Source organism: Clostridium nigeriense (assembly GCF_900086595.1).
GTDB classification, from domain to species: Bacteria; Bacillota; Clostridia; order Clostridiales; family Clostridiaceae; genus Clostridium; species Clostridium nigeriense.
Genome location: NZ_LT575472.1, coordinates 1,556,438 through 1,575,961 on the forward strand (window position 1 = coordinate 1,556,438; position 19,524 = coordinate 1,575,961).

Here is a 19,524-nt window from a genome sequence, read left to right on the forward strand (position 1 = left end):
ATTATTTTTTAAACTCCAAATATGGAGTTTTTATTTTTATATTAGCATAATAATGAAGAAACTCTTTATGAGTATAGTTATACTGGAAAAGTGAAATAATTTATGATATAATACTATTCGTGTGGGGGTGTTCTATGAAATCTTATAAAATAAGTAAAAATAATAGCATTCTATTAATTATTTTTGTTTTGCTTGTTAGTTTGCTTATAAACGTTTACACTTCGATAATGAATTCTCGTTATAAGTTATTAATAGGTAAAGAAACTTATAAAAGTGTTGAAGAAATCAGAACTAGAAATGAAAGTGTTTTAACTACATTAGATCAATGCTTAAAATCTAAAAGTATTAGTAATGAGGAATTATTAGCTTTATATAAAAACTTTACTTCTATATCAGATGAGTACACTAATTTGTGGTCAAACTATAGAGATTATGGAAAAGAACAAATAATAACTATAAATAAAAAATCTAATATATCTGATGAAGGGCCTAGTGAAGTTTATGCAAGAATAGAAAGTTTATTATTTGAATACTTAAATTTTGAAATGAAAAATTATAATGATAAAATAGATTTAAATGGAGAAGTTTTAGATGATTTTTCAGCAATATACAATATGTCAAAAGACTTAAATGATTTTTATAATGAATTTAATGAAGGTAAATTTAAAAATATAGACAAGAAAGAAGTTATATACATTAAAAAGAATTATTGGATTGATGTATTAAAAGGAATTAATAAAACTATAGAACATTATTTAGATTATGAATTTACAGTTAAATAGGTGTTTTTTAGTGGTTAGTAAATATAATATAATTAAAATTTTATTTTAAAATAAATTTAGTAAAACTCCTTAGGGAGTTTTTTTCTAATTTTAATTAATATAAGGAACTTTTTTTCTTTTAGTTATGATATATTAAATATATAAATATAACAAATAGTACTATTTAATAAGAGTTAGTAATTAATATAGTATTAAGGAGGTAGAATATGAATTTAAATAGAAATGATCAATGTTGGTGCAATAGTGGTAAAAAATATAAAAAGTGTCACTTAGAATTTGATGAAAAGCTTGATGCCTTAAAGGCTCAAGGATATGAAGTACCAACAAGGGATATGATAAAAAATAAGGAACAAATTGAAGGCATAAAGGCAAGTGCGAAGATTAATAATGCAGTATTAGATTTAGTGCAAGAGAAAATAAAGGTAGGAATGAATACAGAAGAAATCAATAAATTAGTTCATGATTTTACTGTTAATAATGGAGCAATACCAGCACCATTAAATTATGGTGGATTTCCTAAAAGTGTATGTGTATCAATAAATGATGTTGTTTGCCATGGGATACCAAGTGAAGACACTATTCTTATGGATGGAGATATTGTAAATGTAGATGTATCGACTATTTATAATGGATATTATTCAGACGCATCTAGAATGTTTATGATAGGTAATGTAAATGATGAAGATAAAAAGCTAGTTAGAGTGGCAAAAGAATGCTTAGACAAAGGCTTAGAGGCTGTAAAACCATGGGGGTTCTTAGGAGATATTGGGGCAGCAGTTCAAGAGCATGCTGAAGCAAATGGATTTTCTGTTGTTAGAGCCTTTGGAGGGCATGGAGTAGGTATAAAATTCCATGAAGATCCTTTTGTAGCCCATGTGGGGAATAGAGGTGAAGGAATGGTATTAGTTCCTGGAATGATTTTTACAATTGAACCTATGATAAACCAAGGTGACTATGAAGTGTTTGTAGATGAAGATGATGAGTGGACAGTATTTACTGAAGATGGCGGATATTCTGCTCAATGGGAGTACACTGTTTTAGTTACTGAAGATGGCGCAGAAATAATTTCTTGGTAAAATTATATTGCTTATTATGAGATGAAATTTTAAAAAAATAAAAAGTAAAAGCTGTATCTTAAAGATACAGCTTTTATGTTATAAAGAATTTTTGTTAAATTGAGATTAGTGACATCCGCCACCGCAAGATCCACATCCACCTTCAACTTCGATAACAGGTTTTAAGGATAATCCTCTTCCTTCATTTTCTTCAGTTGAAAGTAATTTAAATCCACCAAATTCATCAACTAGTTTTTCTTCTACAACGAAAACTATGTCGTTTACCTTTTGAGTAACGTCGCCTTCTTTTGCTTCATCAACAGATATATTAAAAGCAGGACCACTACAACCGAATCCAGCTAAGTTTATTCTTATGCTGTAGTTATCAACTTCATTTTCGTCTAAGAATTCTTTAAATTCCTTATATGCTTCTTCGCTTATTAAAATTTTATCCATAATTTACACCTTCTATTTCTAAATGATAATTTATATCACTAGTATAACATAGTGAAAGGAAATATCAAGAGTTTTTTAATGCAAAATATAGTAAATTTTAATAAATAGTTATTGTTTTTAAAGTGTTTCATAAATATAATAGTTATTATAGTTAGCTTTAGACTTATGTAGAAGGGATGTTTTATTTTGAAACCTTATGATGAGATTTACGTAAAGAAAAAAATTGAAGAATATAATAATTTAATATCCTTAGGTAGGATTGGAAATTTTGAAATAAAAAAAGTGAATAACAATAGTGAATATATAGATGGATATATGTACAGAAAAAAAGGTAAAATTAATACTAGTGTTATAGAGCTACATGGACCTAATAATATATGGATGAGAATTTCCCCAATAGAAATTGAAAGTTCGTATATGTTTATTAAGCACGCAAAGGGTAAGGTTGGAATAGTAGGGCTAGGATTAGGTTTTGTAGCTCAAGAGCTAGCAAAAAAGATCGATGTAGATGAAATAGTGGTTTATGAAATAGAAAAGGATGTAATAGATTTATATAACTTAAGTTTTAAAGAAAATGAAAAAATAAAAATAATAAATGAAAATGCTTTTGAAGCAGAAGGACAAAGTTTTGATTATTTCTTTGTAGATATTTATGAATACAAATTAGATTATAAAGTGGTAGAGGATTATAAAAAGTTTAATGCTCTACATAATATTAATGAATATTTATTTTGGGGAATGGAGCATTTCTTATTAAGCTGTAGATATGAAGAAATAGTTTGGGTTTATGTTCCAGAGCTTTGGATGGAAATGAGTAAGAAGATTTTTTCGGCACTACAAGAAGCAGAGTTATTAAAACATTATAAGCAGTTAGATGAGAAATTAGTAAGTAGAGTCTTAAGTGGGTTTAAGGTATTATTAGATGAATAAACAAAGGAGAAAATTATATAAAGTTTGCTTATGTTTAATTTAGATAATATAGTTAATTTATTTCAAGAATATAGTATGTATTCAATCCCTATATCATTAATTATAAGTATTATAATTGCTTTATTAGGAGTGGTGCCATCTATTTTTGTAACAGGTGCCAATATAATTTTTTTTGGACCTGTATTAGGTTTTACAATATCCTTATTAGGAGAAACTATAGGTGGATACATAACATTTATAGTGTACAGATTAGGATTTAAAAAGGGTGCAGAAAATATTAAAAATAAGAATGTATTATTAAAGAAAATAGTAGAAAGTGAAGGGGTAAGAATTGGATTTTTAATATTTGAGGGAAGATTAATTCCATTTATACCATCTGGTTTTGTAACATTAGCAGCTTCTGTTAGTAATGTAAATGGACTGACTTTTAATATTGCTACATTCTTTGGTAAAATACCATCTATAGCTCTTGAAGCCTTAGTTAGTTATGATTTAATAAATATAGAACAAAATTATATAAGATTAGGTATAACACTAATAGCAATAGCTCTAGTATATTTTACATTAAAAAAAACAAAAAATAATAAAAAATGATATTGAAGCACTTTTATGTGTATCAATATCATTTTTTTATAAATACATTTCTTAAAATTATTTTACTACTATATTTACTAGTCTTCCTTTAATAACAATAACCTTAACTACAGTTTTTCCTTCAGTTGCAGCTATTATAGTTTCATTAGCTAATGAAGCAGCTTTAATTCCTTCTTCATCTAAGTCAGTTGGAACGTTTATCTTAGCTTTTATTTTTCCGTTAACTTGAATTGCAATTTCAACTTCATCTTTAACTAAAGCATTAGGATCAAATTCTGGCCATTTTTGATTAAAGATTGAAAAGTCTAATCCTAAAAGATTCCATTGTTCTTCAGCAAAATGAGGCGCAAATGGTGCTAAAATCTTTAAGAAGTCAATACAAGATTTCTTTAAGAATTCTAAGTTTTTAACATCTTCTTGTAAATATTTAGATAAAGCATTTACAAATTCCATCATTCTTGCAATAGCAGTATTAAATTGCATTTTATCAGCATCTTCAGTAACGCCTTTAATTGCATTGTGTAACCAGAAGTTTAATTCTTTTTCTGCTTTATCAACTGTATTTTTATTATTATCTCCTGTTTCTATTGCTTCTCTAGCTATTTCTAAATATCTCTCTATTCTATCTACAAATCTAGCTACAGATTTAAGTCCATCATCACTCCAAGCTCCACCTTCAACATAAGCAAAACCAAACATTAAATACATTCTAAATACATCAGAACCATATTCAGAAATGTAATCATTAGGAGAGATTGTATTTCCTTTTGACTTACTCATTTTTAAACCATCAGGTCCTAAAATTAATCCTTGATGAGTTAGAGATTTAAATGGTTCATCAAAATCTAAGTAGCCCATATCTCTTAAGGCTTTAGTTATAAATCTAGCATATAATAAATGCATACAAGCATGCTCAGGTCCACCAACATATTTATCAACAGGAAGCATTTTATTTACTATATCTTTATCAAAAGCTTTTTCAGAATTATTGCTATCTGGATATCTTAATTGATACCAAGATGAACAAACGAAAGTATCTAAAGTATCAGCTTCTCTCTTAGCTGGTTTTCCGCATTTTGGGCATTTTGTATTTATAAATTCTTCACATTTAGCAAGTGGTGATTTTCCATCTGGAGCAAATTCAACGTTGTATGGAAGCTCCACTGGTAACTGACTTTCAGGTACTGCAACAGTTCCACAATCTTCACAGTGAACTATAGGAATTGGAGCACCCCAATATCTTTGTCTAGATACAAGCCAATCTCTTAATCTGTAATTAACCTTTGCAGAACCTAATCCCATTGAAGATAGTTTTTCAACTATTTTTTCTTTTGCTTCTTCTGTAGTTAATCCATCAAATTCACCAGAGTTAACTAATTTACCATATTCGCAATATGGTAACTCTACTTCTTCGCCATTTTTATTAGTTATAACTCTTTCTATAGGAAGGTTAAACTTAGTTGCAAAAGCAAAGTCTCTTTCATCATGAGCAGGAACAGCCATAACAGCACCAGTTCCATAAGTTGCTAAAACATAATCTCCAACCCATACAGGTACCTTTTTATTATTTATAGGATTAATAGCATAAGAGCCTGTAAATACTCCAGTTTTTTCTCTAGATAGAGATTGTCTTTCTATATCAGATTGCTTTTTAGCTTCTTCTTTGTAGTTTTCAACTTCTTCTTTATATTCAGAAGTAGTAATTTCATCAACTAATGGATTTTCAGGAGCTAAAACAACATAAGTTACTCCATTTAAAGTATCAACTCTAGTTGTAAACACATCAAATTTAACATCTGAATCTTTTACTTTAAAAGTAACTTCAGCCCCAGTAGATTTTCCTATCCAATGTTTTTGCATTGCTACGGTTTTTTCAGGCCAATCTAATGTGTCTAGCTTTTCTAATAATTCATCAGCATAATCAGTAATTTTTAAGAACCATTGAGTTAAATCTTTTTTAGTAACTTCTGTTGAACATCTTTCACAAAGTCCTTCAACAACCTGTTCATTAGCTAAAACTGTATTACAAGAAGGACACCAGTTTACAGGAGCTTTCTTTCTGTAAGCTAATCCTTTTTCATAAAGTTTTAAGAATACCCATTGAGTCCATTTATAATAATCAGGGTTACAAGTTATAACTTCATTTTCCCAGTTAAACATAGCACCCATAGCTCTTAATTGCTTTTCCATAGTTTCAATGTTTTTATCTGTTGAATCCTTTGGATGAATTCCAGTTTTTATTGCAAAGTTTTCTGCTGGTAGTCCAAAAGCATCAAATCCCATAGGTTGAAATACATTATATCCTTGCATTCTCTTCATTCTCGCCCATGAATCAACAGGTCCATAGTTAAACCAATGTCCAGCGTGTAATTGACTACCTGAAGGATACGAGAACATTTCTAGAACGTATAATTTTTCTCCTTCTTTATTTGGGTCGAATTTATATAAATTAGTTTCTTCCCATTTATCTTGCCATTTCTTATCAATGGAAGTTCCGTATTTAGCCATAATTAATCCTCCTCTAAAATAAAACATGTAAAATAATATAAAAAAATCCCTCGTCTCAATTAAGAGACGAAGGATATATTCGCGGTACCACTCTTATTAGAAAATAAAATTTTCTCACTCGAAATTATAACGGGGGAATCCCGTACTTGCTTTTGGCAAGTAAGCTCCTAGGCAAGTTCTTATAATTTATACACTGTTTTTCAGCAACCAACAGCTCTCTTAAGTATAAGATTTATAATACTACTCCTAATCATAGCAATAAGTATTTAATTATAATATATTAAATTATATATTCTATTATAATATAAGTCAACATTCATTAATATATTAATGAAATTATGATAAATTATAAAAAGTTTATTATATTTAATATTATCTTCAGTGTATAAGGATATATATTATATGACGGTGACTTGGAGCGCATGCGACGGAGCAAGGAATATAATGTTTATCTCTTTTTTATTGATGAAAATTTTATAATTGTATATATTATATATAAAGATAATAAAATCAGGAGGTTAGAAATGGATATTAAGGAATTGATAATGAAAAATAATTGGGTTGTAATTGGGGATGTAAATAATAAAGAAAAATATGCTTATAAAATTTTAGAGAAATTTAAGGATAAGGGATATACAGTTGCAGGAGTCCATCCAAAAGGTGGTGAAGGCGTTTATAAGTCATTAAAAGAAGTACCGTATAAAATAAATGCAATTGATTTATGTATAAATTCAAAATTAGGAATTGAATACTTGAAAGAAGCGAGAGAGCTAGAAATAAAAAATATTTTAATTCAACCAGGTGCAGAAAGTGAAGAAATATTAGTTTATTGTAAGGAAAATAAAATAAATGCAATAGAAAATTGTGCTTTAGTTCAATTAAGAAATATTTAAATACTACAATTAAAATGGGGGAATGTTTATGTCTTGTTTAGGAAACATTGTTTGGATTATATTTGGTGGATTTTTTAATGCTTTAGGATGGCTTATTGTTGGATGTTTATGGAGTATAACAATAATAGGACTTCCAATAGGAATGCAATGCTTTAAAATGGCAAGATTACAGTTTGCACCTTTTGGAAAAGAAGTTGTGACTAAAAATGATAATAGTGTGAATTTATTATTAAATATACTTTGGATAATTTTTGGTGGTCTTGGACTTTGTATAAGTAACTTATTAAGTGCATTCTTATTATGCATTACTATTATAGGAATACCTTTTGCTGTTCAATCTTTAAAATTAGCAAAATTATCTTTAATGCCTTTTGGGAAAGAAATAATATAGAAAATATTTTAAATTTTTGTAAAAGAAGTTTAATATTTCTACTTTTAGTAGTATATTATTCTATAATGTATGAGTTTAGTTTATACAAACGAAAAAATAATAAATAAGGAGAGAGTGATATATGACTAAAGCTAAAACTAACCTAGGAGAAGGTTCAGTAGGAAAGCTATTATTAAGTTTAGCCCTTCCAGCAATTATTGCTCAACTTGTTAATGTATTATATAACATTGTTGATAGAATATTTATTGGAAGAATGGCAAATGGGGATATTGCAATGGCAGGAGTGGGAGTGGCCTTTCCAATAATAATGATTATTTCAGCCTTTTCAGCTCTTATTGGTATGGGTGGAGCCCCTCTTGCAGCAATAAAAATGGGAGAAAAAGATAATGATGGTGCTGAAAAAATTATAAGTAATAGTTTTTCTACACTTATTATAATAGGAATTATATGTACAGTTGTATTTTTAATTTTTAAAGAAAATATATTATGGGCCTTTGGAGCGAGTGAAGCAACCATTGGATATGCTGTAGACTATCTAACTATATACTTATTTGGTACAGTATTTGTTCAAATTGCATTAGGTATGAATTCTTTTATAAATACTCAAGGTTTTGCTAAAGTTGGAATGATTACAGTTGTTATTGGAGCAATAATAAATATAATATTAGATCCTATTTTTATATTTATCTTTAATTTAGGTGTAAAAGGAGCAGCTCTTGCAACAATATTATCTCAATTTGTATCAGCAATCTGGGTATTGGTGTTCCTTTTTGGAAGAAAGAGTATATTAAAAATAAGAAAAGAATATTTGGCTCCTAGACTAAATGTTTTGTTACCTATAACTGCATTAGGAGTGTCTCCATTTATAATGCAAGCAACAGAAAGTATAGTATTAATAAGTTTAAATAATAAGCTTTCAATGTATGGGGGAGATTTAGCTGTAGGGGCTATGACTATAATGAGTAGCATAATGCAAATTGTAACTTTACCTCTTTTAGGTTTATCTCAAGGAGCACAGCCTATAATTAGTTATAACTTTGGAGCTAAGAATACAGATAGAGTAAAAAGAACTTTTAAATTGCTTTTAACATCATGCTTGGTTTATACAATTACAATGTGGGGAGCTTTAATGTTATTCCCAGAATTCTTTGTAGGAATATTCAATAATAAACCAGAACTTATTGAAATAACTTCATGGAGTATGAAAATATTCTTTGGAGGAATAATTATTTTTGGAGCTCAAATTGCTTGTCAACAGACTTTCTTAGCATTAGGTCAAGCGAAAATATCATTATTTATGGCTTTATTAAGAAAGATAGTTTTACTTGTTCCATTGATATTTATCTTGCCTACATTTGTTAGCTCAGAAAATAAGTTAACGGCTGTTTTAGCGGCTGAACCTATATCAGATATAACAGCAGCATTGACAACAGTAATTGTATTTACAATATTTTATAAAAAAACTTTTGGTAATAGTGATAAAAAAATGAAAGTTTAAATAAAAAGAATGTGGTATTTGGGGGAGAAAGTTTTGGAGGGAAATGGGAATAAAATTGTTTTCAAAGAAATAAAAACTTATGAGGAAGCTTATTATTATAATTCAAATCCTGAGAAAAGAGAAGAATTTTATATTAATAAGCCTGAAGATAAGAAGAGAAATTCTAAGTTGAGTAAATCATTTATAGAAGTATTGGGAATTGCCTTTGAAGGAATATTAGAAATTATATTTTCAATATTAGAATAAGATTGCGAAGTAATCTTAAAATATAGAATATAAAATTAAGGATGTTTTGCACAGCAAAACATCCTTAATTTATATTGGTGTGGAAAACCATTTATTTAAAAATCTGAAGGATTTTTTTCTTTAATTCTACATTCTAAATTTTAAATTTCTCATTATAAAAATGTTCGCATTTTTATAATTTAGTGTGTATTCTTTCTAAATAAAAAGTTATTAATAATGATAATGCGTAATCAAAAACTAAAAAAACAACTTGCGCTAATATCCAAAAAATTCCTAAAGGTAGTTTGGTTATTTGTATTGCAATAAAAGACTTAAATAAGAAGAAAGAAATAAAGAAAATCATATTAAAAAATATAAGTTTTAATAATATTTCTAAAGGTATATTTTTTATCTTTTCAATAAAATACTTAACTATACCGTAAATACCGAAAAAAAGTATATATAATAAGATTATATTAATAGGAAGTAAAAAGAATCCTATAATTGATGAAGATATATATACTAAAATAGCACTTTTCATTGATCCTCTTATTAAAGCTACTGGTATTAAAAGAGAAGCCAATGTAAGAATACTAATAGTACTTATAGGGAATATTAAATTTAAATATAAAATAATTAGTGTAAGCGCAATTAAGACAGCGCTTAGAGTAATTTCTTTAGCTTTCATATAAAAACACCACCAATATTTTAATTAACAACAATCTATAAGGTCACCGCCCATACATTCACACATGCTATCTAAGCACCAAAGGTTCATACAGCAATCACAAGCATTTGCAGAAGAGCCTCCAGTAGTTCTATAGTAGTTACCACTATAAGCAGAAGTCCTTTGATGTAATGAATTTAAAGTTTGTCTATATTCAAAGTTATTAGGGTCCATATTTACAGCTAGTTGAATATGCTTAAGACCAGCATCAAACCAACCTTTATTAGTTAAAACAACTCCATATAAAAAGTTCCATTCTGCATTTCTATTTTGAATTGAATTTAATTTTCTTTCCGCCTCAGCAAAATTTCTACTTTGAATTAATCTTCTAATTTCAGATAATATATATGAGTCATTAGTATTATTGGAATAACTATTAGTATTAGCAGAAGCATTACTATATGAGCTTCCAGAGTTTTTTGTTAGCATATCATAAGCTGTATTTATTTCTCTCATTTTTTCTTCAGCTAGGTCTTTTAAAGGATTATCACCATATTGATCTGGGTGATATTGTTTAATTAAATTTCTATAAGCTTTTTTTATTTCTTCTTGACTTGCACCAGGTTTTAATCCTAGAACTTCATATGGGTTCATTATTTGCCACTCCTTTTATCTTCTCTAGTATTGTTTAATATACCTAAGTATTTATCCATCATACCTAGTTCTAAAACATTTTTTAAAATATATTCATTTCTTTTTAGCGGTAGTAGAGATAATATTTCCTTGCAATTATAAGAACAATTAATTATTGTAAATTCTAATCTATCCTTAATTAATGGTACTAAATTATCATAAGGTTTATTATCTTCATTATACAAAAAATTAATTGGATTAAATTTATTTTCTTTCATATCTTTTTCTAAATCATCAAAAGCATCAATTAAATAAATCCATTTTCCTAAAGTGTAGCCTAAGCTATACAAATTATTTCTTAATTCATCACTGTCGTTAACTAGTTTATTAGGGTAAGCTTTAAGTATGTTACCAACTATATCACTAAATGGATGACAGATTTCGTCTATTGAATAAAAATTTTTATTATTTTCATATTCTCTTAAAATTTTTAGGTTATCTTTAATATTAATATTAATTTCATCAATAGATTTATTTATTTTCTTTTGATAGGGATACAAAATTTTTTCTAATACTTTACTTTTAATATCATTATCATCTTCAATATCATCTTTAATTTTATGATAATAAAGTGTTAAGTTCATTGCAGCTGAATATTTTAGTGCATCATTATTAATAACAACTGGCTTCTTTTCTTTTGGATGAACTATACAGCGATTAAGTTGAAATTTTGGTTCATTAATTGATAAAGAATCTAAAAGTACAGCTAAAAAAGTCATATCATAATTTAAAACCATTCTAGGTAAATTACCTGCAGTACTTTTTATATGCAAACATAAACCGCAGTAATAACTTCTAAATTTAGTGAAATCCTTAACTTTAAGCTCAGCTTTTAGAGGAGTTACATATCCAAACAATAAAAACACTCCTTACTATTAGTTTAGATTAATTATACAAAAATAAAATATTATTAACAATGATTTAGAAATAATTTAGAAAATATTAAAAAAATAGAAACAATTAAAAAATATATTGACAAATAAAGTAACAAAATATATATTTTGTATATATTGTAAGGGGGATAGAATATGAAGAAAATTTTTACTATAATTTTATGGATTGCAATTATTATATTAATTATTTTGGGAGGTAAGTATTTATATAATAAGGAATATGAAAAAAATAAAGTCGAAGATGCTAATAGCAATGAAGTAATAGAAAATGAAGATAAAGATATTGAAGTACAAGAAGAAAAGTTGCCGAAAAAAAATGAAAATGATTATGTAACATTAAATATTAATGATGTTAGAATTCCAATATTAATGTATCACTCAATTTCTGATGCAGATCCTAATAATAGTCTATTGATACCTGTAAAGCAATTTGAAGAACAAATTAAGTGGCTTAAGGAAAGTGGTTTTACACCAATGCTATTAGATGATATTGTAGAGGCATATACAACAGGTTATGTTCCTAAAAAACCTGTTGCAATTACATTTGATGATGGATATTCAGATAATTATACAGATGCTTATAGAATTTTAAAGGAAAACAATATGAAAGGAACCTTCTTTATAATAACTAATAATATAGATGCTGATGGATTTTATATGAATTCAGCTATGCTTAAAGAAATGAAAGAAGGTGGAATGGGAATTGAAAATCATACTTCAAGACATATTGAATTCACCAATATTTCTAGAGATGATAAAGCAAACATAATAATAGAAGGAATAAATGAATTAAAAGAAAAGGTGGGAGCAGATAGTAAATATATTTGCTATCCCGTTGGAAGATACGATGAGGAAACTATAGAGGTAGAAAAGGAAATAGGAATCAAAGCGGCAGTAACAACTGAATATGGAATTTCTAGTATTAATGATGGATTATATTCTTTAAAAAGAGTTAGGATTTTTCCTATGGATATAGAATCATTTAAAAATATATTTAAAGATTTTTTAAATTAAATTTAATTAATAAGAGGCTTATTTAAGCTTCTTTTTAATATAAAAGAAAGTATAAACAAGTTATTTTATTAGCTATTTATACTTTTTTTAATTTTAGAAAGGATGAATTTATAGTAATATTAGTAGTAAAATATTAAATTTTAGGAGGAAATTATGTTAGGAACAATTATAAATACTTTAAGCATAATTGTAGGTGCTTTAATAGGACTTTTTGTTAAGGGAAAAATAAGTAAAAATATTAATGAAACTATAATGAATGGACTAGCTTTATGTGTAATTTATATTGGTATATCTGGTGCATTAAAAGGAAACAATACAATGGTAATTATTATTTCTATTGCTGTAGGTGGACTAATTGGAGAACTTATAGATATAGATAGAAAACTCGAGTCTTTTGGAGATAAAATAGAAAAAAAGTTTAACAAAAATAATAGTAACATTTCTATCTCTCAAGGTTTTGTAAGCGCAACTTTACTATTTTGTGTTGGTGCTATGGCAATAGTTGGATCCCTGGAAAGTGGATTAAATAATAATCACAGCACTCTTTATGCAAAATCATTGTTAGATGGAATAACCTCGATTATTTTTACATCTACATTAGGTATTGGTGTAATGTTGTCAGCTTTTGCAGTATTTATATATCAAGGAAGTATTACATTAATGGCAGGTTTTTTATCTTCATTTCTTAATGATGTAGCAATTAATAACATGACAGCAGTTGGAAGTATTCTAATTATGGGACTAGGATTGAATATTTTAAGAGTTACTAAAATTAAAATTTCAAATTTATTACCATCAATTATAGTAGCTGTTGTCTTAAGTTTATTATAAATAATAAAGAAATATAATTTACATAAAATATAAATAAATACTTTTAGATAATCTGTATTAATATTAAATTATTTGATAAAAATAAGAGTAATTCAAGAATATACAAAAAATTTATAATATTGCGAATTATAAAAAGTCGATTATACATGAAAAACAATTTTATTTGTTGAAATTGCGAACTAGATATTGTATAATCACTTTGAAAGTTCGAAGGATAAGTTTTACGGAACGAATGATAAGGAGGATATTTATGAAGAAAAAAGTAATAGCTTTAGCATTATCTGCTTTAATGGCTACAGGACTAATTGGTTGTGGAAACACATCAGGAGCAGAGGGAGAAAAAATAAAAGTAGGAATGGTTACTGATGCAGGAACTATAGATGACAAATCATTTAACCAAGGTACTTGGGAAGGTATCCAAAAGGCAAAAGAGGAACTAGGTATTGATAGTAATTACTTAAAGCCTACTGGAACTACAGAGGCAGAATATATGAAGGAAATAGGAAATCTTTATGATACAGGATATAAATTTATAGTTACTCCTGGATTTAAGTTTGAAACTGCAATATTTAACTCTCAAGATAAATATACTGATGCTAAATTTGTAATAATAGACGGTTCTCCAAACAATGGAAAAACTGGTGCTGATAGAGTAGAAAAACTAGGAGATAATACTGTTGCTATTTACTTTGCAGAGCAGGAAGCAGGTTTCTTAGCAGGAGTTGCAGCAGCTGTTGAATTAAAAGAAGGAGACTTAGGATTCATCGGTGGTATGGAAATTCCTTCAGTACAAAAGTTTAACTGGGGATTCCAACAAGGTGTTAAGTATGCTAATGATAATTTAGGAACAAAAATGAGCGTAAAGCCAGAAAATGTAGTTTATCAAGGTTCATTTGATAACGTAGCAGCAGGACAACAATTAGCAGCAACTATGTATGATAATGGGGTTAAAGCAATATTCGTAGCAGCTGGTGGAGTTGGTGTTGGATCAATTAATGAAGCTAAAGCTAGAGTTGCAGCTGGAAAAGAAGCTTGGATAATTGGTGTTGACGTTGATCAATATGAAGACGGTAAATACGATGGCGATAAATCAGTAATATTAACTTCAGCAATGAAGAAAATAGATACAGCAACTTTTGATGTTATAAAAGATGATTTAGAAGGAAAATTCCCAGGAGGAAAAACTTTAACATTTGATGCTAAAAATGATGGTATTGGACTTCCAGAGAATAATCCAAATTTAAGTGCTGATACTATCTCAAAAGTTGATGAAGTTTATAATAAAATAAAAAATGGGGAAATAGAAGTTAAGGCAGAACAAGGGGATTTAATTAAGTAATTTAAGCTTAAGAAATAAGAAAAAGGCGGAAAAACCGTCTTTTTCTTCTATAAAGGAATAATTAGATTAATTTAACAGAAAAAGATAATCTAGGTATTCAGTATGTAAATAGGAATAAGATAGGGAGGATGTTCATGAGTTATGTAGTAGAGATGCTTAATATCCGTAAAGAATTTCCAGGTATTGTAGCAAATGATAATGTTACCTTACAACTTAAAAAAGGAGAAATTCATGCTCTTTTAGGAGAGAACGGAGCAGGTAAGTCTACATTAATGGGAATGCTATTTGGAATGTATCAGCCAGAATCAGGAATGATTAAAGTAAATGGAAAAGAAGTTAAAATTTCAAGTCCAAATGTAGCTAATGATTTAGGTATAGGTATGGTTCATCAGCATTTTAAATTAGTTGAAAACTTTACTGTAACTGAAAATATTATTTTAGGTCTTGAGCCTAAAAAATTCTTGACTGTAGATATAAAAAGTGCAGCAAAAAAAATAGCAGAATTATCTAAAGCTTATGGTTTAAATGTTGATCCTTATGCAAAAATAGAAGATATTTCTGTTGGTATGCAACAACGTGTTGAAATACTTAAGATGCTTTATAGAAATGCTGAAGTTCTTATTTTTGATGAACCAACAGCAGTATTAACACCACAAGAAATTGAAGATTTAATTGGAATTATGAAAAATCTTATAAGAGAAGGAAAATCAATAATTTTAATTACACATAAGCTAAAGGAGATTAAAGAAGCAGCAGATAGATGTACTGTTATAAGAAGAGGAAAATATATAGGTACTGTAGATGTTAAGCAAACTTCAGAAGCTGATATGGCTAAAATGATGGTTGGAAGGCAAGTATCATTTAAAGTTGAAAAAACAAAGGCTAAGCCTTCAGAAGAAGTACTAAGAATAGAAAATATAAGTGTTAAAAATAATAAAAAAGTTTTAGGGTTAAAGAATTTCACTTTAAATGTTAGAAAAGGCGAAATAGTTGGTATAGCTGGAGTAGAAGGAAATGGACAGACTGAGTTAGTTGAAGCTATAACAGGAATGAGAAATATAGAGGAAGGAAAAATATTCTTTAATGGAAAGGATATTACAAAGCACTCTATAAGAAAAAGAATAGATGAAGGAATAGCTCATATTCCAGAGGATAGGCATAAAAGAGGACTTATTTTAGATTATACTATGGAAGATAACATGGTTTTAAAAGCATATAAGAATCAGCCTTTCTCAAAGAATGGTTTAATAAATAGAGAAGAAATAAAAAAATATTCAGATGAAATAATAGAAACCTTCGATGTAAGATCAGGTGAAGGTGGAGCTTCAATTGCAAGATCTTTATCAGGAGGAAACCAGCAAAAAGGAATTATTGGACGTGAAATATTATCAAATCCTGATTTATTAATTGCTGTTCAACCTACTAGAGGTTTAGACGTTGGATCTATAGAATACATACATAAAAGATTGGTTGAACAAAGGGATAATGGTAAAGCAGTGCTTTTAGTATCTCTTGAATTAGATGAAGTTTTAAATGTTTCGGATAGAATAGCTATTGTTAATAATGGTGAGCTTGTAGGAATTGTAAATGCTGATGAAACAGATGAAAATGAAGTAGGGCTAATGATGGCAGGAATAAAGAGAGGTGAAAGCTAATGGAAAAGAATCAAGGCATAAAATCAATAATGGCTGTATTATTAGGACTTTTAGCAGGAGCCTTACTAATGTTAATTATGGGATTTAACCCAGCAGAAGGATATAAATATCTATTTATGGGTGGATTAAAGAACCTAGAAAGAATAGGTAATACTCTTGCAACAGCAACTCCATTAATGCTTACTGGTCTATCAGTTGCCTTTGCTTTTAAAACAGGCTTATTTAATATAGGAACTCCAGGACAAATGCTATTTGGAGGATTTTGTTCTATAGCTACAGGGTTAACTTTAGACTTACCAAAAGGAATATTAGTACCAGTAGTAGTACTTGTGGGTATTCTTGGCGGTGCAATATGGGGAATAGTTCCTGGAATATTAAAAGCTAAATTTAATGTTCATGAAGTAGTATCATCTATAATGATGAACTGGATAGCTTATTGGATGGTTTATTATATGGTTCCACAGTATTTTAAAGGAGAATTTTTAGAAACTGAATCTAAAATGCTACCAGAAGCAGCTACTTTAAAAGTACAATGGCTTTCAGACATATTTAAAGGTTCATATATAAATTTAGGGATTTTCTTAGCAATAATAACAGTTTTAATAATATGGTTTATTTTAAATAAGACTGTTTTAGGATATGAATTAAAAGCAGGTGGATTTAACAGATTTGGTGCTGAATATGCAGGGATGCCTGTTAATAGAAATATTGTTATTTCAATGATGATAGCAGGAGCTTTATCAGGACTTGCAGGAGCAATACAATACACTGGTAATGCTAACATAATGCAAATTGGAGTTATGCCAAGCCAAGGCTTTGATGGTATAGCAGTTGCTTTACTTGGAGCAAGTAATCCAATTGGAGTTATGTTCTCATCATTATTCTTTGGAGTACTTTATGTAGGTAAAGGATTTATGAATGCTGCTGTAAAAGTACCACCAGAACTTGCAGATACTATAATGGCTACAATAATATACTTTGCAGCAACTAGTATGGTTATGGATAAGGTAATTAAGTGGTTTAAGAAATCAAAAAATAAAGGAAAAAAAGATAATTCAAATGAAAGGGTGGTGGAAAAATAATGTGGAGTATAATTGAGCAAGTTTTTCCATATGCAATTTCTTATACAATTCCTTTACTTATAACTGCTTTAGGAGCACTTTATTGCGAAAGAAGTGGAATTGTAAATATAGGATTAGATGGACTGATGATAGTAGGTTCTTTTGCAGGGGCTTTAACAGTTTCTAAATTACAAGCAAATGGTGTAGCTGGAGCTTTATGGATAGGACTTTTAGTAGCAGTGTTAGTTGGAATTTTATTTTCATTACTACATGCTTTTGCAAGTATAAATTTAAATGCAGATCAAGTTATTAGTGGTACAGCTATAAATATGATAGCTGGAGCTTTAACTATATTTTTAGCAAGAAATATTACTGGTAGTGGTAATATAAGAGTTACTAATGGATTTATTCCAAAGGATATTCCAGTATTGTCTGAAATTCCTGTTATTGGTCCACTATTTTTCACCAAGACTTATATAACTACATGGTTAGTATTGTTAATTTTAATATTAAGTATATTTATATTATATAAAACAAGCTTTGGATTAAGACTTAGAGCTTGTGGTGAGCATCCTCAAGCAGCTGCAGCAGCTGGAGTTAGTGTGTTTAAAATGAGATATTTAGGAGTTATGATATCAGGTGGTATGTCAGCTTTAGGTGGAGCTATAATGCTTTTAACTTTTGCTGGAGAATTTAATGGAAGTGTTGCTGGTCTTGGATTCTTAGCCTTAGCAGCTTTAATATTTGGACAGTGGAGACCACTTNTCTTGAGCCTAAAAAATTCTTGACTGTAGATATAAAAAGTGCAGCAAAAAAAATAGCAGAATTATCTAAAGCTTATGGTTTAAATGTTGATCCTTATGCAAAAATAGAAGATATTTCTGTTGGTATGCAACAACGTGTTGAAATACTTAAGATGCTTTATAGAAATGCTGAAGTTCTTATTTTTGATGAACCAACAGCAGTATTAACACCACAAGAAATTGAAGATTTAATTGGAATTATGAAAAATCTTATAAGAGAAGGAAAATCAATAATTTTAATTACACATAAGCTAAAGGAGATTAAAGAAGCAGCAGATAGATGTACTGTTATAAGAAGAGGAAAATATATAGGTACTGTAGATGTTAAGCAAACTTCAGAAGCTGATATGGCTAAAATGATGGTTGGAAGGCAAGTATCATTTAAAGTTGAAAAAACAAAGGCTAAGCCTTCAGAAGAAGTACTAAGAATAGAAAATATAAGTGTTAAAAATAATAAAAAAGTTTTAGGGTTAAAGAATTTCACTTTAAATGTTAGAAAAGGCGAAATAGTTGGTATAGCTGGAGTAGAAGGAAATGGACAGACTGAGTTAGTTGAAGCTATAACAGGAATGAGAAATATAGAGGAAGGAAAAATATTCTTTAATGGAAAGGATATTACAAAGCACTCTATAAGAAAAAGAATAGATGAAGGAATAGCTCATATTCCAGAGGATAGGCATAAAAGAGGACTTATTTTAGATTATACTATGGAAGATAACATGGTTTTAAAAGCATATAAGAATCAGCCTTTCTCAAAGAATGGTTTAATAAATAGAGAAGAAATAAAAAAATATTCAGATGAAATAATAGAAACCTTCGATGTAAGATCAGGTGAAGGTGGAGCTTCAATTGCAAGATCTTTATCAGGAGGAAACCAGCAAAAAGGAATTATTGGACGTGAAATATTATCAAATCCTGATTTATTAATTGCTGTTCAACCTACTAGAGGTTTAGACGTTGGATCTATAGAATACATACATAAAAGATTGGTTGAACAAAGGGATAATGGTAAAGCAGTGCTTTTAGTATCTCTTGAATTAGATGAAGTTTTAAATGTTTCGGATAGAATAGCTATTGTTAATAATGGTGAGCTTGTAGGAATTGTAAATGCTGATGAAACAGATGAAAATGAAGTAGGGCTAATGATGGCAGGAATAAAGAGAGGTGAAAGCTAATGGAAAAGAATCAAGGCATAAAATCAATAATGGCTGTATTATTAGGACTTTTAGCAGGAGC

At 28.5% G+C, this 19,524-nt stretch carries 18 protein-coding genes, 2 pseudogenes and 1 other annotated feature; of the genes and pseudogenes, 15 read left to right on the top strand and 5 right to left on the bottom strand.

All coding sequences use genetic code 11. The annotated features are described in order from the left end of the window. Positions 1-227: 227 nt before the first annotated feature. Together BN6774_RS07360 and BN6774_RS07365 are read left to right on the top strand one after the other, a co-directional pair. A complete protein-coding gene (locus BN6774_RS07360) occupies positions 228-782 on the top strand; it encodes a hypothetical protein (protein WP_235829592.1) in 555 nt (184 codons plus the stop codon). Positions 783-988: 206 nt separating this feature from the next. After that, on the top strand, positions 989-1,858 hold the full coding sequence (locus BN6774_RS07365; protein ID WP_066891962.1) for a methionyl aminopeptidase: 870 nt from the start codon (positions 989-991) through the stop codon (positions 1,856-1,858). Positions 1,859-1,963: 105 nt separating this feature from the next. Here the strand turns inward: BN6774_RS07365 and BN6774_RS07370 are convergent, their stop codons facing one another. Then, positions 1,964-2,293 carry a HesB-like protein gene (locus tag BN6774_RS07370; protein WP_066891965.1) on the bottom strand — a complete coding sequence of 110 codons (330 nt, stop codon included), beginning with the start codon at positions 2,291-2,293 and terminating at the stop codon, positions 1,964-1,966. 186 nt (positions 2,294-2,479) lie between these two features. Between BN6774_RS07370 and BN6774_RS07375 the strand changes: the two genes are divergently transcribed. Both BN6774_RS07375 and BN6774_RS07380 read left to right on the top strand, forming a co-directional pair. Further along, positions 2,480-3,223, top strand: coding sequence for a polyamine aminopropyltransferase (locus tag BN6774_RS07375; protein WP_066891968.1), 744 nt, complete (start codon positions 2,480-2,482; stop codon positions 3,221-3,223). Positions 3,224-3,253: 30 nt separating this feature from the next. Beyond that, positions 3,254-3,817 (top strand): TVP38/TMEM64 family protein, encoded by a 564-nt coding sequence (locus BN6774_RS07380; RefSeq protein ID WP_066896524.1) that lies wholly within the window; start codon positions 3,254-3,256, stop codon positions 3,815-3,817. Positions 3,818-3,874: 57 nt separating this feature from the next. Here the strand turns inward: BN6774_RS07380 and leuS are convergent, their stop codons facing one another. Next, complete coding sequence (leuS, locus tag BN6774_RS07385; RefSeq protein WP_066891971.1) at positions 3,875-6,325, bottom strand: leucine--tRNA ligase; 2,451 nt, start codon at positions 6,323-6,325, stop codon at positions 3,875-3,877. A gap of 59 nt (positions 6,326-6,384) precedes the next feature. After that, positions 6,385-6,588: a binding site (T-box leader), on the bottom strand. A 261-nt stretch (positions 6,589-6,849) separates the two neighbouring features. Between leuS and BN6774_RS07390 the strand changes: the two genes are divergently transcribed. The 4 genes from BN6774_RS07390 (at position 6,850) to BN6774_RS07405 (ending at position 9,353) form a co-directional block, all read left to right on the top strand. Beyond that, on the top strand, positions 6,850-7,218 hold the full coding sequence (locus BN6774_RS07390) for a CoA-binding protein (protein WP_066891975.1): 369 nt from the start codon (positions 6,850-6,852) through the stop codon (positions 7,216-7,218). A 28-nt stretch (positions 7,219-7,246) separates the two neighbouring features. Then, positions 7,247-7,609 carry a YccF domain-containing protein gene (locus tag BN6774_RS07395; protein WP_066891978.1) on the top strand — a complete coding sequence of 121 codons (363 nt, stop codon included), beginning with the start codon at positions 7,247-7,249 and terminating at the stop codon, positions 7,607-7,609. Between the two features lie 121 nt (positions 7,610-7,730). Beyond that, positions 7,731-9,107: an MATE family efflux transporter gene (locus BN6774_RS07400; RefSeq protein WP_066891981.1), complete on the top strand. Its 1,377-nt coding sequence runs from the start codon at positions 7,731-7,733 to the stop codon at positions 9,105-9,107. A 33-nt stretch (positions 9,108-9,140) separates the two neighbouring features. Beyond that, positions 9,141-9,353, top strand: coding sequence for a hypothetical protein (locus BN6774_RS07405; RefSeq protein ID WP_066891984.1), 213 nt, complete (start codon positions 9,141-9,143; stop codon positions 9,351-9,353). Positions 9,354-9,525: 172 nt separating this feature from the next. Here BN6774_RS07405 and BN6774_RS07410 read toward each other — a convergent pair whose 3' ends face one another. From BN6774_RS07410 to BN6774_RS07420, 3 genes are read right to left on the bottom strand one after another with little or no spacing between them, the layout of a single operon-like run. Beyond that, complete coding sequence (locus BN6774_RS07410; protein WP_066891987.1) at positions 9,526-10,020, bottom strand: hypothetical protein; 495 nt, start codon at positions 10,018-10,020, stop codon at positions 9,526-9,528. A 24-nt stretch (positions 10,021-10,044) separates the two neighbouring features. Then, positions 10,045-10,653, bottom strand: coding sequence for a J domain-containing protein (locus tag BN6774_RS07415; protein WP_066891990.1), 609 nt, complete (start codon positions 10,651-10,653; stop codon positions 10,045-10,047). Next, positions 10,653-11,549, bottom strand: coding sequence for a DUF5685 family protein (locus tag BN6774_RS07420; RefSeq protein WP_066891993.1), 897 nt, complete (start codon positions 11,547-11,549; stop codon positions 10,653-10,655). The genes BN6774_RS07415 and BN6774_RS07420 overlap by 1 nt, the downstream gene beginning before the upstream one ends. A gap of 171 nt (positions 11,550-11,720) precedes the next feature. On the opposite strand from BN6774_RS07420, the gene BN6774_RS07425 reads away from it, so the two are divergent. The 7 genes and pseudogenes from BN6774_RS07425 to BN6774_RS07455 all read left to right on the top strand — a co-directional run. Next, positions 11,721-12,599, top strand: coding sequence for a polysaccharide deacetylase family protein (locus BN6774_RS07425; RefSeq protein ID WP_066891996.1), 879 nt, complete (start codon positions 11,721-11,723; stop codon positions 12,597-12,599). Between the two features lie 153 nt (positions 12,600-12,752). Further along, positions 12,753-13,430, top strand: coding sequence for a DUF554 domain-containing protein (locus BN6774_RS07430; protein WP_066891999.1), 678 nt, complete (start codon positions 12,753-12,755; stop codon positions 13,428-13,430). Between the two features lie 250 nt (positions 13,431-13,680). After that, entirely contained in the window at positions 13,681-14,769 is a 1,089-nt protein-coding gene (locus BN6774_RS07435) for a BMP family lipoprotein (RefSeq protein ID WP_066892002.1), read from the top strand. A gap of 134 nt (positions 14,770-14,903) precedes the next feature. After that, on the top strand, positions 14,904-16,424 hold the full coding sequence (locus BN6774_RS07440) for an ABC transporter ATP-binding protein (RefSeq protein ID WP_066892005.1): 1,521 nt from the start codon (positions 14,904-14,906) through the stop codon (positions 16,422-16,424). Then, on the top strand, positions 16,424-17,506 hold the full coding sequence (locus BN6774_RS07445) for an ABC transporter permease (protein ID WP_066892008.1): 1,083 nt from the start codon (positions 16,424-16,426) through the stop codon (positions 17,504-17,506). The genes BN6774_RS07440 and BN6774_RS07445 overlap by 1 nt, the downstream gene beginning before the upstream one ends. Next, positions 17,506-18,255: pseudogene (locus BN6774_RS07450) on the top strand (ABC transporter permease); the annotation flags it as partial. The gene BN6774_RS07445 and the pseudogene BN6774_RS07450, both read left to right, overlap by 1 nt. After that, positions 18,255-19,463: pseudogene (locus tag BN6774_RS07455) on the top strand (ABC transporter ATP-binding protein); the annotation flags it as partial. The pseudogenes BN6774_RS07450 and BN6774_RS07455, both read left to right, overlap by 1 nt. Between the last annotated feature and the right edge of the window lie 61 nt (positions 19,464-19,524).

Excerpts from the sequence above, each read along its gene's own strand:
- leuS (WP_066891971.1), bottom strand. The coding sequence starts at position 6,325 with ATGGCTAAATACGGAACTTCCATTGATAAGAAATGGCAAGATAAATGG.
- BN6774_RS07400 (WP_066891981.1), top strand. The coding sequence starts at position 7,731 with ATGACTAAAGCTAAAACTAACCTAGGAGAAGGTTCAGTAGGAAAGCTA.
- BN6774_RS07390 (WP_066891975.1), top strand. The coding sequence starts at position 6,850 with ATGGATATTAAGGAATTGATAATGAAAAATAATTGGGTTGTAATTGGG.
- BN6774_RS07395 (WP_066891978.1), top strand. The coding sequence starts at position 7,247 with ATGTCTTGTTTAGGAAACATTGTTTGGATTATATTTGGTGGATTTTTT.
- BN6774_RS07440 (WP_066892005.1), top strand. The coding sequence starts at position 14,904 with ATGAGTTATGTAGTAGAGATGCTTAATATCCGTAAAGAATTTCCAGGT.
- BN6774_RS07365 (WP_066891962.1), top strand. The coding sequence starts at position 989 with ATGAATTTAAATAGAAATGATCAATGTTGGTGCAATAGTGGTAAAAAA.
- BN6774_RS07430 (WP_066891999.1), top strand. The coding sequence starts at position 12,753 with ATGTTAGGAACAATTATAAATACTTTAAGCATAATTGTAGGTGCTTTA.
- BN6774_RS07380 (WP_066896524.1), top strand. The coding sequence starts at position 3,254 with ATGTTTAATTTAGATAATATAGTTAATTTATTTCAAGAATATAGTATG.
- BN6774_RS07360 (WP_235829592.1), top strand. The coding sequence starts at position 228 with ATGAATTCTCGTTATAAGTTATTAATAGGTAAAGAAACTTATAAAAGT.
- BN6774_RS07445 (WP_066892008.1), top strand. The coding sequence starts at position 16,424 with ATGGAAAAGAATCAAGGCATAAAATCAATAATGGCTGTATTATTAGGA.
- BN6774_RS07410 (WP_066891987.1), bottom strand. The coding sequence starts at position 10,020 with ATGAAAGCTAAAGAAATTACTCTAAGCGCTGTCTTAATTGCGCTTACA.
- BN6774_RS07415 (WP_066891990.1), bottom strand. The coding sequence starts at position 10,653 with ATGAACCCATATGAAGTTCTAGGATTAAAACCTGGTGCAAGTCAAGAA.
- BN6774_RS07425 (WP_066891996.1), top strand. The coding sequence starts at position 11,721 with ATGAAGAAAATTTTTACTATAATTTTATGGATTGCAATTATTATATTA.
- BN6774_RS07370 (WP_066891965.1), bottom strand. The coding sequence starts at position 2,293 with ATGGATAAAATTTTAATAAGCGAAGAAGCATATAAGGAATTTAAAGAA.
- BN6774_RS07435 (WP_066892002.1), top strand. The coding sequence starts at position 13,681 with ATGAAGAAAAAAGTAATAGCTTTAGCATTATCTGCTTTAATGGCTACA.